The organism is Pseudomonas sp. UMAB-08 (assembly GCF_900095225.1).
GTDB lineage: Bacteria > Pseudomonadota > Gammaproteobacteria > Pseudomonadales > Pseudomonadaceae > Aquipseudomonas.
This window is the reverse complement of sequence record NZ_LT607421.1, coordinates 136,309-150,233: the sequence shown is the minus strand read 5'-3', so window position 1 is coordinate 150,233 and position 13,925 is coordinate 136,309. Positions and strand designations below refer to the sequence as shown.

12 protein-coding genes are annotated in these 13,925 nt (G+C 59.7%); 4 read left to right on the top strand and 8 right to left on the bottom strand.

Annotated elements, in window-relative coordinates; all coding sequences use genetic code 11:
- Positions 1–185 precede the first annotated feature (185 nt).
- From K0F75_RS15265 to K0F75_RS15245, 5 genes are all read right to left on the bottom strand, one after another.
- Positions 186–644, bottom strand: coding sequence for an N-acetyltransferase (locus tag K0F75_RS15265; protein ID WP_219062702.1), 459 nt, complete (start codon positions 642–644; stop codon positions 186–188).
- A 104-nt stretch (positions 645–748) separates the two neighbouring features.
- The gene (gene eutC, locus K0F75_RS15260) at positions 749–1,609 is read right to left on the bottom strand and encodes an ethanolamine ammonia-lyase subunit EutC (RefSeq protein WP_219062822.1); all 861 of its coding nucleotides are present in this window, start codon (positions 1,607–1,609) and stop codon (positions 749–751) included.
- A gap of 11 nt (positions 1,610–1,620) precedes the next feature.
- Positions 1,621–3,015, bottom strand: coding sequence for an ethanolamine ammonia-lyase subunit EutB (locus tag K0F75_RS15255; protein WP_219062701.1), 1,395 nt, complete (start codon positions 3,013–3,015; stop codon positions 1,621–1,623).
- 207 nt (positions 3,016–3,222) lie between these two features.
- Complete coding sequence (eat, locus tag K0F75_RS15250) at positions 3,223–4,593, bottom strand: ethanolamine permease (RefSeq protein WP_219062700.1); 1,371 nt, start codon at positions 4,591–4,593, stop codon at positions 3,223–3,225.
- 133 nt (positions 4,594–4,726) lie between these two features.
- Positions 4,727–6,247, bottom strand: a complete 1,521-nt coding sequence (locus K0F75_RS15245; protein ID WP_219062699.1) for an aldehyde dehydrogenase family protein — start codon at positions 6,245–6,247, stop codon at positions 4,727–4,729.
- Between the two features lie 298 nt (positions 6,248–6,545).
- On the opposite strand from K0F75_RS15245, the gene K0F75_RS15240 reads away from it, so the two are divergent.
- From K0F75_RS15240 to K0F75_RS15225, 4 genes are all read left to right on the top strand, one after another.
- Positions 6,546–8,462, top strand: coding sequence for a sigma-54-dependent Fis family transcriptional regulator (locus tag K0F75_RS15240; RefSeq protein ID WP_219062698.1), 1,917 nt, complete (start codon positions 6,546–6,548; stop codon positions 8,460–8,462).
- Between the two features lie 92 nt (positions 8,463–8,554).
- On the top strand, positions 8,555–9,904 hold the full coding sequence (gene mpl, locus K0F75_RS15235) for a UDP-N-acetylmuramate:L-alanyl-gamma-D-glutamyl-meso-diaminopimelate ligase (protein WP_219062697.1): 1,350 nt from the start codon (positions 8,555–8,557) through the stop codon (positions 9,902–9,904).
- On the top strand, positions 9,901–10,530 hold the full coding sequence (gene ubiX / locus K0F75_RS15230) for a flavin prenyltransferase UbiX (RefSeq protein WP_219062696.1): 630 nt from the start codon (positions 9,901–9,903) through the stop codon (positions 10,528–10,530). Before mpl ends, ubiX begins: the two co-directional genes overlap by 4 nt.
- Positions 10,523–10,810 (top strand): YceK/YidQ family lipoprotein, encoded by a 288-nt coding sequence (locus K0F75_RS15225; protein ID WP_219062695.1) that lies wholly within the window; start codon positions 10,523–10,525, stop codon positions 10,808–10,810. Before ubiX ends, K0F75_RS15225 begins: the two co-directional genes overlap by 8 nt.
- A 27-nt stretch (positions 10,811–10,837) precedes the next feature.
- Here K0F75_RS15225 and K0F75_RS15220 read toward each other — a convergent pair whose 3' ends face one another.
- The 3 genes from K0F75_RS15220 to K0F75_RS15210 all read right to left on the bottom strand — a co-directional run bounded on the left by K0F75_RS15220 (position 10,838) and on the right by K0F75_RS15210 (position 13,849).
- A complete protein-coding gene (locus tag K0F75_RS15220) occupies positions 10,838–11,479 on the bottom strand; it encodes an oxidoreductase (protein ID WP_219062694.1) in 642 nt (213 codons plus the stop codon).
- A 31-nt stretch (positions 11,480–11,510) separates the two neighbouring features.
- Complete coding sequence (locus K0F75_RS15215; RefSeq protein ID WP_219062693.1) at positions 11,511–13,244, bottom strand: C13 family peptidase; 1,734 nt, start codon at positions 13,242–13,244, stop codon at positions 11,511–11,513.
- Between the two features lie 149 nt (positions 13,245–13,393).
- A complete protein-coding gene (locus K0F75_RS15210) occupies positions 13,394–13,849 on the bottom strand; it encodes a MaoC family dehydratase (RefSeq protein ID WP_219062692.1) in 456 nt (151 codons plus the stop codon).
- Positions 13,850–13,925 lie beyond the last annotated feature (76 nt).

The window sequence follows — 13,925 nt, the reverse complement described above, 5'->3', positions numbered from 1 at the left end:
ATATGGGCTGCATTATAGGGGGGCAACCCTCTAATGCCCCGTCAGTTTGTCGCGAAGTATGTCAATAGAATGTTTTTTATGCGCGGAGGGGGAGCGGGTGCAGGCCGATCAGACCGTATCAGTTTGTTCGTAGGCAATCGCCCGCAGAATCTGTGGGCGATTGCCTGTCGGTGAGTGGGCTTGAATCAATCCTCGTTGATCGGCAACACGTAGTTCTTGAACTGCGTGTCTTCTTTGAAGCCGATGGACTCGTAGACTTTCTGCGCCACGTCATTGTTGCTGCTGGTAGAAACGCGCATGCGCACCGCGTGGGTTTCCTTGGCCATTTTTTTTGCTTTCTGGATCAGATGGTCGGCGACCAGTTGGCGGCGGGCGTCTTCGGCGACGTAGATGTCGTTGAGAATCCACACACGCTTGAGCGACAGCGACGAAAAACTGGGGTAAAGCTGGCAGAAGCCAAGCAGCTTGCTGTCGTCGTCATCGTGCAGTGCCAGGTAAATCACCGACTCTTTGCGACGCAGACGTTTTTCCAGAAAGGCGCGGGATGAATCGGGGAAAGGCAGCTCGCCGTAAAACTCGCGGTATTTGACGAACAGCGGGCTCAGCAGGTCCAGGTGCTCCAGGGTGGCTTGAATGATCCGCATACGATGGGCCTCAACTTCACAATGGGGGATGACAGCGAACGGGTCGCTCAGCCAGTCGTTTTCGATGCTGCCTAAAGCATTTAGAAAGCGCAATCCAATGACCTTCAGTCTTTGGGCTTCGCCAGCAGGAAATTGCTGCTCATCGGGAGTGGTGCATCCGATTCCAGGGTATGAAGCTGGGCTTCATCCTTTAGATTGACCCCCGAAAGCTGCCGTCGACAGGCTTCACGCATCAAGTAAAGCAGGCGGTGAGCGGCCATGCCGTAGCTCAAACCCTCCACGCGAACATTGGAAATGCAGTTGCGATAAGCATCGGTCAGGCCGACCTTCGGGCCGTAGGTGAAATACAGGCCCAGGCTGTCCGGCGAGCTGAGACCGGGGCGTTCGCCGATCAGGATCACCACCATCTTTGCCCCAAGCAACTCGCCGATTTCGTCGGCCACCGCCACTCGGCCTTGCTCCACCAGAATCACTGGCGACAGTGACCAGCCTTCGGCCAGGGCCTGTTCTTCCATTCGCGCCAGAAATGGCAGGGCATGCCGATGGACTGCCAGCGACGACAGGCCGTCGGCGATCACCACCGCCAGATCGACGCCGCCAGGGTGGGCCAGGGCATAGTCGCGCAACTGTTGAGCGGAGGCTTCGTTTAAACGACGGCCCAGGTCAGGGCGTTGTAGATAGCTGTTGCGGTCAAGCGCTGCGCTGTGCAGCAGCAGAGTGTCACGCCCGCGTTCGGCCATTTGGACGCTGAGCCCTGCATGGTCGAAGGGCAGGTGCACGGCATCGCGGGCTTGAGCATGTGCGTACTGAAAGTCCAGCTGCGCGCTTGTCGGCAGGCTGGTGCCGGTGCGTCCGAGGGCTATCCGCGCGGGCGTAAGGCGGCGCAGTTCCAGCCACGGGTTCTGGCTGTCGGCGGGTAAAACAGTCTGCTCTTCAGGCAGTCCATCTATGGGTAGCTCGACCATGGGCAGCTCACTCATCCTAAATGTGCCAGGGCGTGGCGGAAGGCCGGCGGCAAGTTGTCACCGAAACGCACGCGACCATCGGTCTGGGTAAAAATACCCATTTTTGCCAGCCATGCCTCGAATTCCGGGGCGGGCCTCAGACCCAGGGTCTGCCGCGCATACAGGGCATCGTGAAACGAGGTGGTCTGGTAATTGAGCATGATGTCGTCCGAGCCCGGGATGCCCATGATGAAGTTGATCCCGGCCACCCCCAGCAACGTCAGCAGGGTGTCCATGTCGTCCTGGTCGGCTTCGGCATGGTTGGTGTAGCAGATGTCACAGCCCATCGGCACGCCGAGCAGCTTGCCGCAGAAGTGATCTTCAAGACCGGCACGGATGATCTGCTTGCCGTTGTACAGGTATTCAGGGCCGATAAAGCCGACCACGGTGTTCACCAGAAACGGCTTGAAGTGTCGGGCCACGGCGTAGGCGCGGGTTTCGCAGGTCTGTTGATCGATGCCGTGGTGAGCGTTGGCCGAGAGGGCGCTGCCTTGGCCGGTTTCGAAATACATCAGGTTGTGCCCGAGCGTCCCGCGTTTCAGGCTCAGGCCTGCGTCATAACCTTCCTGCAGCACATTCAAATTGATGCCGAAACTGGCGTTGGCCGCTTCGGTTCCAGCGATGGACTGGAACACCAGGTCCAGCGGCACGCCGCGATTGATCACCTCGATCGAGGTGGTGACATGGGTCAGCACGCAGGCTTGAGTCGGGATCTCATAGCGCTGGATGATTGCGTCGAGCATTTCCAGAAGTGTGCAGATGGATGACGTGCTGTCGGTGGCCGGGTTGATGCCGATCATGGCGTCGCCATTACCGTACAGCAGCCCGTCGAGGATGCTCGCGGCGATCCCGGCCGGTTCGTCGGTGGGGTGATTGGGTTGCAGTCGGGTCGAGAGGCGTCCACGCAAGCCCATCGTCCCGCGAAAACGGGTGACGACACGAATTTTCTGCGCCACCAGCACCAGATCCTGCACGCGCATGATCTTCGACACGGCTGCTGCCATTTCCGGGGTCAGGCCGGGGGCGAGGGCGCGCAGGCTGTCTTCATTGGCGTGATCGCTGAGCAGCCAGTCGCGCAGGCCGCCGACCGTGAGGTGGCTGACGATGGCAAACGCCTGTTTATCGTGGGTGTCGATGATCAGTCGGGTGACTTCATCGTCTTCGTAAGGGATCAGGGCCTCTTCAAGAAAATGCTTGAGCGGAATGTCGGCTAGCGCCATCTGCGCGGCGACACGCTCGCCGTCATTGAGCGCCGCAACACCCGCGAGAAAGTCGCCGGAGCGTGCGGGGCTGGCCTTGGCCATGACGTCCTTGAGGCTGTCGAAGCGGTGGGTCTGGGCGCCGACGGTATGGGCAAAAGCAGCCATGGACGGAGTCCTCCTGTGGTTCTAACCAGATCACTCTAAAGCGCCTGGCCTGCACCTGAATAGTGCCTGTGCCGGACGCGAGCCCGGCGCAGGTGCAACTTATGTGTAGGCGCGATCCTGCGTCATCGTTCATCGCTCGCTACGGTTTCACACCGCCTGTGTGGGCGCGCGCTTGCCCGCGATCTAGTGCGAAGCGCTAGCAAAAACCTATATACCGGTGAGCATAGCGTCAGCTGGGGCGTCGGAGCGCTGCTTGGCGGTCAGCTGGAAGTAGATGAAGCCTACAACCATGAAGCCAAGGAAGATCAAGCCGATCAGCGCGTTGAACCAGGCCATTGCCACCAGGCACACCAGCGCCAGCAGCAGGGCGATGCCGGGTACGATCGGGTAACCGGGCGCACGGAAGGTGCGTTCCAGTAGTGGTTCGGTTTTGCGCAGTTTGAACAGGCTGAGCATGCTGATGATGTACATCACGATGGCGCCGAACACCGACATGGTGATCATGGCGGCGGTCAGGGTCATGCCTTGCAGGTTGACCAGACCGTCGCTGTAGATCGCCGCGATGCCGACCACGCCGCCCGCCAGAATGGCGCGGTGCGGGGTCTGGAAGCGCGAGAGCTTGGCCAGGCCTTTGGGCAAATAACCGGCGCGAGCCAGAGCAAAGAACTGCCGCGAATAGCCAAGAATGATCCCGTGAAAGCTCGCGACCAGGCCGAACAGGCCAATCCACACCAGCATGTGCATCCAGCTGGAGTTAGTGCCGACCACGGCTTTCATCGCCTGCGGCAGCGGATCGTTGATGTTCGACAGTTGCCGCCAGTCGCCGACGCCGCCTGCCATCACCATCACCCCGATGGCCAGGAATACCAGAGTCAGAATGCCGCTGACATAGGCCTTGGGGATTGTACGTTTCGGGTCTTTGGCTTCTTCAGCAGCCATGGCCGCGCCTTCGATGGCGAGGAAAAACCAGATGGCAAAAGGAATGGCGGCGAAGATTCCGGGCACCGACGCAAGGGTAAACGTGTCGGAGCCGGACCAGCCGTTGAGCGCGAAGTTACTGAAGCTGAAGCCCGGCGCAACCACGCCCATGAACACCAACAGCTCGGCAACCGCCAGAACAGTCACCACCAGTTCAAAGGTGGCTGCGATGCTGACGCCGAGGATATTCAGGGTCATGAACACGAAATAGGCACCAACCGCCGCGTGTTTCGGGTCCAGTTCCGGGAACTGCACGTTCAGGTAAGCGCCGATCGCCATGGCAATGGCGGGTGGGGCGAAGACGAACTCGATCAGCGTGGCGATCCCGGCAATCAGCCCGGCTTTTTCACCGAAGGCCCGTCGACTGTAGGCAAAGGGGCCGCCGGCGTGAGGAATAGCGGTGGTCAATTCGGTGAAGCTGAAGATGAAACAGGTGTACATCGTTGCCACGATCAACGTGGTGATCAGGAAACCCAGCGTGCCCGCCGCGCCCCAGCCGTAACTCCAGCCAAAGTATTCGCCGGAGATCACCAGGCCAACAGCGATGCCCCATAAATGCAGGGTCCCGAGTGTCGGTTTGAGCTGTGTTGTAGAAGTCATAAGTCCTCGCGTGTGTTTTTATTGTTCGATTGATGGACTTTCAGTAATGGGTACTGCACGCATGCAACCCCCGCGCCAGTTGCGGATCACGCCGCAACTGACTGGGGAGAAGGTGTGACGAGAGGCTAAGGGTTTAGAAGAAACCCAGCGGATTGGTGTCGTAGCTCACCAACAGGTTTTTCGTCTGTTGATAGTGCTCAAGAGCCACTTTGTGGGTTTCGCGGCCGACACCGGATTTTTTGTAGCCGCCGAACGCTGCGTGCGCTGGATACAGGTGATAGCAGTTGGTCCACACGCGGCCAGCCTTGAGGGCGCGGCCGACACGGTAGGCGCGGTTGATGTCGCGGGTCCATACACCGGCGCCCAGGCCGAACTGGGTGTCGTTGGCGATGGCCACGGCTTCGGCTTCGTCCTTGAAGGTGGTGATGCTGACTACCGGTCCGAAGATTTCTTCCTGGAACACCCGCATCTGGTTATTGCCTTTGAGCAGGGTTGGCTGGATGTAGTAACCGGTGGACAGGTCGCCGCTGAGTTTTTCGACCTGGCCGCCGGTCAGCAGCTCGGCACCTTCGCCCTTGGCGATTTCCAGGTACGAGAGGATCTTGTCAAATTGCTGCTCCGACGCCTGAGCACCGACCATGCAGTCGGTATCCAGCGGGTCGCCACGTTTGATCTGCCCGACCTTTTTCATCACGGCTTTGATGAATTCCGGGTAAATCGACTCTTGCACCAGTGCCCGCGACGGGCAAGTGCAGACTTCGCCCTGATTGAAGAACGCCAGCACCAGTCCTTCGGCAGCTTTGTCGATGAACTCGGGTTCGGCTTGCATGATGTCTTCGAAGAAGATGTTCGGCGACTTGCCGCCCAGTTCCACGGTGGACGGAATGATGTTTTCCGCCGCCAGTTTCATGATGTGCGAGCCCACGGGCGTCGAGCCGGTAAAGGCAATCTTGGCGATACGTTTGCTGCTGGCCAATGCTTCGCCAGCTTCGCGGCCATAACCCTGCACCACGTTCAATACGCCGGGTGGCAGCAGATCGCCGATCAGCTCCATCAGCACGCTGATACCCAGTGGGGTTTGTTCGGCAGGTTTGAGCACCACGCAGTTACCGGCAGCCAGGGCCGGTGCGAGTTTCCAGGCCGCCATTAGCAGTGGGAAGTTCCATGGGATGATTTGCCCGACCACGCCCAGCGGCTCATGGATGTGATAAGCCACGGTGTTGCCGTCGATTTCGGCAGCGCTGCCTTCCTGAGCACGCAAGCAGCCCGCGAAGTAGCGGAAGTGGTCGGCGGCCAGCGGGATATCGGCATTCAGGGTTTCACGAACGGCTTTGCCGTTGTCCCAGGTTTCAGTGACGGCCAACAGTTCCAGGTTTGCTTCGATGCGGTCGGCGATCTTCAGCAGCACCAGCGAACGCGCCTGCACCGAGGTTGCGCCCCATGCATCGGCAGCGGCATGGGCGGCATCCAGCGCTTTTTCAATGTCTTCGGCGCTGGAACGCGGAAATTCTGCGATCAGCTTGCCGGTGATCGGCGACGTGTTTTCGAAATATTGGCCTTTGACCGGCGGCACAAACTCGCCACCGATGTAGTTACCGTAACGGTTTTTGAAGGTGACGATAGAGCCTTCAGTACCGGGATGGGCGTAACGCATGGTGAGTGTCTCCTGACTTTTGTGGTTATAGGGGAAGACGCGCTGTAGCGCTTACCTTAAGCGTAGAGCAAAGGTCGGGCCAGCGCCCTGTACGGCACGGTTTATAAGGCTTTTGGCGGTTTTCGTGAGGGCGAAACGCCAGTGTTGTCACGTATCCGATACGGCGGATGTGACACTTTGTACCGCTATCGGTACAGCGCGTGATTCATCGGTTTGGCCGACATTGCAATGCCGTGTCGCGAGGAGGATGCTGGGCTGCACCTCCGCAAAAGCGCCGCAAAAAGGAGAATAATAAAAAGTGCACAGCAATCACCTGACACGGCACGCTCGACAAGTGCTGACGGTCACCCAAGGCAAAGCGCATTTGCGCGGGCCGGGCAGCGATCCTTCCATTGCGCGGTCCTGGTTGCGTTGTCTTGAGGACTATCATCTCGACCCCGCACTGGCCATCGCGCCGACTGTCCTCGAACACGACCGTTTGCTGGAAAGCCGTGAGCGCATGCAGCAAGTGCTGAGCATTGCTGGTGGCGAAATGACCAGCCTGCATCAGCAGTTGTCGGGTGCCGGGCATGCCGTCTTATTGACCGATGCGCGCGGGGTGATCCTCAACTGCGTGACTGCCCCCACTGAACGCAAGATTTTCGAACGCGCCGGGCTCTGGTTGGGTGCGGACTGGAGCGAAGCCTGTGAAGGCACTAACGGCATCGGCACCTGCCTGGTCGAGCGCCAGTCCCTGACTATTCACCAAGAGGAGCATTTTCGCGGACGCCACACCGGGCTGACCTGCTCGGCCAGTCCGGTTTTCGACCCTCATGGCGACTTGCTGGCAGTGCTGGATGTCTCGTCGGCACGCCATGATGTGTCCCGGCAAAGCCAGTTCCACACCATGGCGCTGGTCAATCTGTCGGCAAAGATGATCGAGAGCTGCTATTTCCTGCGCCACTTCGACAATCAGTGGCTGTTGCGTTTTCACGTGCAGGTCGAGTCCGCCGGTTTGTTCAGCGAGGGTTTGCTGGCGTTCGATGATGAGGGGCGGGTCAGTGCGGTCAATCAGAGTGCCTTGAACCTGCTGGGCCTCGGGCGCGGCGGTTTGCTCGGGCAATCAGTCGAGACCTTGTTCGATTGCTCGCTGGATGAGCTGCTTGGCCGTGCCAGCGTTGAGGCCAGCGCCAGTTGGCCGTTACGTACCCGCGAAGGCCGACGTTTGTTCGCACGGCTGCGCGGTCGACCGCATAGCGTGCCGACAGCCTTGCCGGTCAGCCTGACGAGTGCGGCACCGCGCTTGAGTGGGATCTGCCTGGGCGATGCCGCGCTGCAGAATGATTTCCGTCGCGCCCTGCGGGTTTTCGAGCGCGATGTGCCTTTGCTGATCAACGGTGAAACAGGTTCCGGCAAAGAAGCGTTCGCCAAGGCGGTGCATCAAGCCAGCGTGCGCTGCGACAAACCGTTCATCGCGCTCAATTGTGCGGCGATTCCCGAAAGCCTGATCGAAAGTGAACTGTTCGGCTATCGCGGTGGCAGCTTTACCGGTGCGCGCAAGGAAGGCATGCGCGGCAAGCTGCAACAGGCCGATGGCGGCACGTTGTTTCTCGATGAAATCGGCGACATGCCGCTGGCGCTGCAAACCCGGTTGTTGCGGGTGCTGGAAGACCGCTTGGTGGTGCCCTTGGGGGGTGAGCCGCAAGCGGTGAATGTGCGGATCATCAGCGCGACTCACCGCCACTTGCTGGAACGCGTGGCTGATGGCAGCTTCCGCGAAGATCTTTATTACCGCTTGAACGGCCTGGAGATCGGGTTACCGCCGTTGCGCGAGCGCAGCGACAAATCGCAGTTGCTGGATTTTCTCCTGGAAGAAGAGGCGGGCGGCCAGCCCGTGATCCTCGACGCGGACGCCCGCCAGGCGCTGCTGGACTTCGCCTGGCCGGGCAACCTGCGGCAATTGCGCAACGTCCTGCGCACCTTGGCTGCGTTGTGCGATGACCAGCACATTGGCTTCGATGAATTGCCGCACGCCATTCGACAAAGCGCATCCGCGCCGGCCCTTGCACTGGTGGGCGAACACCCGCTGGACGACGCCGAGCGTATCGCCCTGCTGTCAGCCCTGGACGCCCAGCGCTGGCACATGACCCACACTGCCGAACAGCTGGGGGTCAGCCGAAATACGCTGTACCGGAAATTGCGCAAGCACGGGATCGCGCGTTCGCGAATGGCTTAACGCTATCTTTCTGAATCGACTTCGCATTTAAACTCGAGGTGTGATTTGTCGCCCTCTACGCTAACCTGCGCCCATAGTTTACGAGGTCGATCATGCATATTCATATTCTCGGTATTTGCGGTACTTTCATGGGTTCGCTGGCGGTACTCGCCAAAGAACTGGGCCATCGGGTTACCGGTTCGGACGCCAATGTCTACCCGCCGATGAGCACGCAGTTGCAGGCGCAGGGCATTGAGCTGACCCAAGGCTACGACGCCGCACAGCTTGATCCGGCACCGGATCTGGTGGTCATTGGCAACGCGCTGTCGCGAGGCAACCCGGCGGTAGAGTATGTATTGAACAAAGGCCTGCCTTATGTTTCCGGCCCGCAATGGCTGGCCGATCACGTGCTGCAAGGGCGTTGGGTGTTGGCCGTCGCGGGTACGCACGGTAAGACCACGACCAGCAGCATGCTTGCCTGGGTGCTGGAACATGCTGGAATGAGCCCCGGTTTCTTGATCGGCGGCGTGCCACAGAATTTTGCCGTGTCGGCGCGTGTGGGCGAGACCCCGTTTTTTGTCGTCGAGGCTGACGAATACGACAGCGCCTTTTTCGACAAACGCTCAAAATTCGTCCACTACCGTCCGCGTACTGCGATTCTGAACAACCTGGAGTTCGATCACGCCGACATCTTCCCCGATCTGCCAGCCATCGAGCGGCAGTTCCACCACTTGGTGCGGACTATCCCAAGCGAAGGCCTGGTGATCCATCCGACCACTGAGCCGGCGTTGCAGCGAGTGATTCAAATGGGCTGCTGGACGCCGGTGCAAACCACTGGCGAAGGCGGTCAATGGCAGGCGCGCCTGCTCAGCGACGACGGCTCGCGTTTCGAAGTGATCTTTGAAGGCGCAGTTCAGGGCGTGGTCGAGTGGGACATGACCGGTCAGCACAACGTGGCCAATGCCTTGGCCACTCTGGCGGCCGCACGGCATGTCGGGGTCGTGCCGAAGCAGGGGATCGAAGCGCTGGGCGTGTTCAAAAGCGTCAAGCGCCGCATGGAAAAGGTCGCCGAGGTCAACGGCATCACTATTTATGATGACTTTGCTCATCATCCGACGGCTATTGCCACCACCCTCGACGGGTTGCGCAAACACGTTGGCGACGCGCCGGTGATTGCGATCATCGAACCGCGTTCCAATTCCATGAAGCTCGGCGCCCACCGCGACGGCTTGCCGGAAAGTGTGCGTCAGGCCGATCAGGCGATCTGGTACGCGCCGGCCAATCTGGGCTGGGACCTGGCTGCCACTACAGCATTGTGCACGGTGCCGTCGGTGGTCTGCGACTCCCTTGAGGCGATCATCGCCCAAGTGAAAAGCCTGGCTAAATCGGGTACGCAGGTTGTCATCATGAGTAACGGCGGATTCGGCGGCCTGCACGGCAAGTTGGCTGAGGCGCTGAAATGAGCGGTCCGGAACGCGTCACCCTGGCGATGACTGGCGCGTCTGGCGCGCAGTACGGGTTGCGCCTCCTCGACTGTCTGGTGCGTGAAGACCGGGAAGTGCACTTCCTGATTTCCAAGGCGGCCCAGTTAGTGTTGGCCACCGAGACCGATGTCTCGCTGCCGCCGAAAACCCTGATGATGCAAGCGTTCCTGACTGAATACACCGGCGCCGCGGCGGGGCAAATTCGGGTGTATGGCAAGGAAGACTGGATGTCGCCCGTGGCCTCCGGCTCGGGTTCGCCCAGCGCGATGGTGGTGGTGCCCTGTTCCACGGGCACCTTGTCGGCGATTGCGACCGGGGCCTGCAACAACCTGATCGAGCGTGCGGCGGACGTGACGTTGAAGGAGCGCCGCCAATTGATTCTGGTGCCGCGCGAGGCACCGTTTTCCAGTATCCATCTGGAGAACATGCTCAAACTGTCGAACATGGGTGTGGTGATTCTGCCGGCGTCACCGGGCTTCTATCATCAGCCGCAAACCATTGATGACCTGATCGACTTTGTGGTCGCACGGATTCTCAATGTGCTGAATATCCCTCAAGACATGTTGCCGCGCTGGGGCGAGCACCACCTGAGTGCCGATGAATAAGCGCCTGCTGTTGACCCTGTTGGTGCTACAGCTGACGGGGTGTGCCACGGCCAGAACGCTGGATGCCGCCAAACCTGGGGCCCCCGTTGTGTATTCGGGTACGCGTCTGGATTGGTATGCGATGCAGGGTGGTTGCTGCGAGATGGATCGTTTTGGTGCCGAGGCGCCGAGCTATCCAGGCGTGGACCTGCCCGCCAGCGCTTTGCTCGACACCCTGCTTTTACCGTTGTCGCTGCTGACCGTGTTGGGTGTGGGGTTTCAGGCGACCGGCGGCTTGTAGACGGCTGAATCTGGCGTGCTGTCGGGTTCACTTGCCCAGCTTGTTCAACTCTTCGGCTTCGACGATCCGCACCCCGTCCTGTTCTTCCAGCGCCAGGCGCCACAGGGCCCGGGCGAGGCAGCAGGCTTCGATGCCGCGATATTTGCCGGGAATCAATTTGGCCAAGGGACCTGCTATTTGTTCGGCCAGGCGCTGCTCGTTACGGCTGCCGATCAATAACGAGGGACGGACGATGGTCAGTTGCGGCCAGTCCTGGGCTTTGAGCGCTTGCTCCATTTCGCCCTTGACCCGGCTGTAGAAGATGCTTGATTTTGGGTCGGCGGTGACCGCGCTGATGACCACCAGATGCCGTGCCCCGAGTTCGCGAGCGCGCTTGCCGAAGGCCGCCACCAGATCCAGATCAACCGCGCGAAACGCTTCCTGCGAGCCAGCCTGCTTGATCGTGGTGCCCAGGCAGCAAAAGGCGATGTCGACCCGCCCGCTCAACGTTGGCAGCAGTGCATTGAGTTCACCCACCGGATTTTCCAGGCGAGGGTGCTTGCTCAGGGGTTTACGGGTCGGTGCCAGCACGCGGCTGACGGTGGGTTCGTTGAGTAAACGATCAAGTAAATGTTCGCCGGTCAGACCGGTGGCTCCAGCAAGCAAGATGTGTTGGGGCGTCAAATACATGCTGTTTCTCCCTTTTATTCTACAAGGCAGTCTAGCGGTTGCCCGTGGTCTTCGCTTCCTTGCTGCTCAAAGATGTAGTGAGGGCCCTCTGCGCCTGGTTCTTGCGCAACTGCTGCCAGTGCGCGATGACGCCCTTGGGCGCCCATATCTGCGGCTCGGATGCCTCGAAGCTTTCGGTTATTTCGCGGGCTGCGACGTACGATTTGGCATCGTTGAACGCTTGTTGCAGGTTGTCTGTTTCAACCAGCGCTTTGGCGAACATGGCTTCACCAAAGTAAGTGAAGTCGACCTCTTCCGAGCAGCCGAAAGACACTCGGTCCGCACGCGAGGCGGTGATCACCACGGTTTTTTCGTCTTTGAGTGCCGGAATGAAACCACCGGAATAGCAGGCGGAAATCACGATGATTTTGTCGCGGCCTTTTAACGGGGCGAGGACGACGGCCAGCTCATCGGCGGGCAGGTCGGCCAGTTCCATGCGTGGTTGATCAAGAACTAGCTCATGTTCTTGAGTGCCGTGGCTGGTCAGGTAGATGAACACCAGATCTTCCGGCCCGCTGCGTTGCGCCAGGGTCTGCACCGCGCGGCTGATACTTTCGCGGGTCGCCAGCGCCCGGTCGTTCATGTGGTCGCGATGATTGACCAGGCTGATCTGCCCGTAGGCGCCAAAGCGCGTGGCCAGCAGGTTGTTCACGTAATCCGCTTCGCGCATGAATACGCTCTGCTTGCCGTCACCGCCCACCACCAGGCTGTACAACTCGACAGCGGAAGTGGAGGCGGGCACTGCGGCCAGGGCTTTTTCCAGCAGCGGGCCTTGGGCGAGTAAGCCGACCTCAAGTGCATCGGGCAACAGGTTGCCTTGCGCGTCACGCACACGCTGACCGTTGACCCAGGTGCCGCTTTGAACGCTGCCGTCCGCCAGGGTCAAGGTGCCCTTGCCTTGATAGGTGTCGTCGGCGAACGGACCTTGATAGGTGCTGCCATCGACCAGGTACAGAAAACCCTCGCCGTTGAAGCGCCAGTTGCTGAACTGACCCTGGTAATGGCTGCCATCGGCACCGATCAGTTCGCCCTTTCCGTTGAGCGCGCCGTCTTTGAACTGCCCGATCCAGACATCGCCGTCGCTGTTTTCGTAGCGGCCTTTGCCTTGCAGTTGGTTGTTGCTGAAGCCGCCGACGTATTGATCACCCTCGGCGCTGTTGAAGCTGCCGTTGCCTTCCAGCTGACCGTTGACAAATTTGCCGCTGAATTGATTGCCACTGGCGTCGCTGCGCTGGCCTTCGCCATTGGGTTTGCCGTGGGCGAACAGGCCTTGATATTGGCTGCCGTCATCAAGCTCGAGGTGGCCGAGGCCGTCGTATTGGTCAGCCTTGAATTCGCCCCGATAGGCCATGCCTGGCTCTTTGAGCGTGCCTTCACCCTCGCGTCGGCCCAGCTTGAAGCCGCCGACATAACTGCCGGTGCTGGTGGTCAACGTGCCGAAGCCGTGAAACAGACCGTTCTGGAATTGGCCGCGATAGACGTCGCCGTTGCTGGCGTGCCATTCGCCGGCGCCATGCCACTGGCCATTCTGGAACTGACCGGCATACCAACTGCCGTTGGGGTAGTCGACCCGGCCCTGGCCTTGCAACAGGCCATTGACGACATCGCCGCGGTAACGACCGCCATCGGGCAGACGTGCGTCTGGGGGCGACAGTGGTTCGCCCTCGCCGCAAGCCGCGAGTAAAAGAATGAGTGCCAGAGGGGCAAGAGGGGCGAACGCGCGCATGGTCGATCCTGAAGATAAAAATCCAAGCGTGTTTAAGACGTCCCTGAACAGTCGCTTTCACACAGCCGCGAGCAGTATGACGCAGCTATGTGGTTGCTTTATAGAGGCAACGAAACAGCCGGTAACAGCTGTTTCGCTTTTTAGTGGTCTTACACGAAGCACAACGACAGGGGTTCAGCGACGAAGGCTGGCTTGTCCTGGCCCTCTATTTCGAGGGTTGCCGTGGCTTTGAGCAGCCATTGGCCGGGTTTCTTTTCGGTGACTTGAGTCATGGTTACGTTGAGACGAACCCGTGAGTTCACTTTTACCGGCTGGATAAAACGCACGCTGTCCAGGCCATAGTTGACCACCATTTTCAGCCCTTCGGGCACTACGAGCAGGTCTTCCATCAACTTCGGGATCAGCGATAACGACAGAAAACCGTGGGCGATGGTACTGCCGAAGGGGGTTTTCGCCGCTTTTTCAGGATCGACATGGATGAACTGGAAGTCGCCGGTGGCTTCGGCAAACACGTTGATGCGCTCTTGGTCGATGGTGAACCACTCGGAACATCCCAGTTCCTTGCCTTCATAGTTCTTCAACTCTGCAACGGGTACAAAGGGCATAGATACTCTCCTTGTTGTCATCGGTTTTTTGTAGGCATGGCTGTCGTGTTCAGTGTTTTTGGGCGTCGGATTTTTC

What these genes read in the sequence shown, in the direction of transcription:
- K0F75_RS15210 (WP_219062692.1), bottom strand. Translation starts at nt 13,849, where the DNA reads ATGCCCTTTGTACCCGTTGCAGAGTTGAAGAACTATGAAGGCAAGGAA.
- eat (WP_219062700.1), bottom strand. Translation starts at nt 4,593, where the DNA reads ATGACTTCTACAACACAGCTCAAACCGACACTCGGGACCCTGCATTTA.
- K0F75_RS15215 (WP_219062693.1), bottom strand. Translation starts at nt 13,244, where the DNA reads ATGCGCGCGTTCGCCCCTCTTGCCCCTCTGGCACTCATTCTTTTACTC.
- K0F75_RS15220 (WP_219062694.1), bottom strand. Translation starts at nt 11,479, where the DNA reads ATGTATTTGACGCCCCAACACATCTTGCTTGCTGGAGCCACCGGTCTG.
- mpl (WP_219062697.1), top strand. Translation starts at nt 8,555, where the DNA reads ATGCATATTCATATTCTCGGTATTTGCGGTACTTTCATGGGTTCGCTG.
- K0F75_RS15225 (WP_219062695.1), top strand. Translation starts at nt 10,523, where the DNA reads ATGAATAAGCGCCTGCTGTTGACCCTGTTGGTGCTACAGCTGACGGGG.
- K0F75_RS15255 (WP_219062701.1), bottom strand. Translation starts at nt 3,015, where the DNA reads ATGGCTGCTTTTGCCCATACCGTCGGCGCCCAGACCCACCGCTTCGAC.
- ubiX (WP_219062696.1), top strand. Translation starts at nt 9,901, where the DNA reads ATGAGCGGTCCGGAACGCGTCACCCTGGCGATGACTGGCGCGTCTGGC.
- eutC (WP_219062822.1), bottom strand. Translation starts at nt 1,609, where the DNA reads ATGGTCGAGCTACCCATAGATGGACTGCCTGAAGAGCAGACTGTTTTA.
- K0F75_RS15245 (WP_219062699.1), bottom strand. Translation starts at nt 6,247, where the DNA reads ATGCGTTACGCCCATCCCGGTACTGAAGGCTCTATCGTCACCTTCAAA.
- K0F75_RS15265 (WP_219062702.1), bottom strand. Translation starts at nt 644, where the DNA reads ATGCGGATCATTCAAGCCACCCTGGAGCACCTGGACCTGCTGAGCCCG.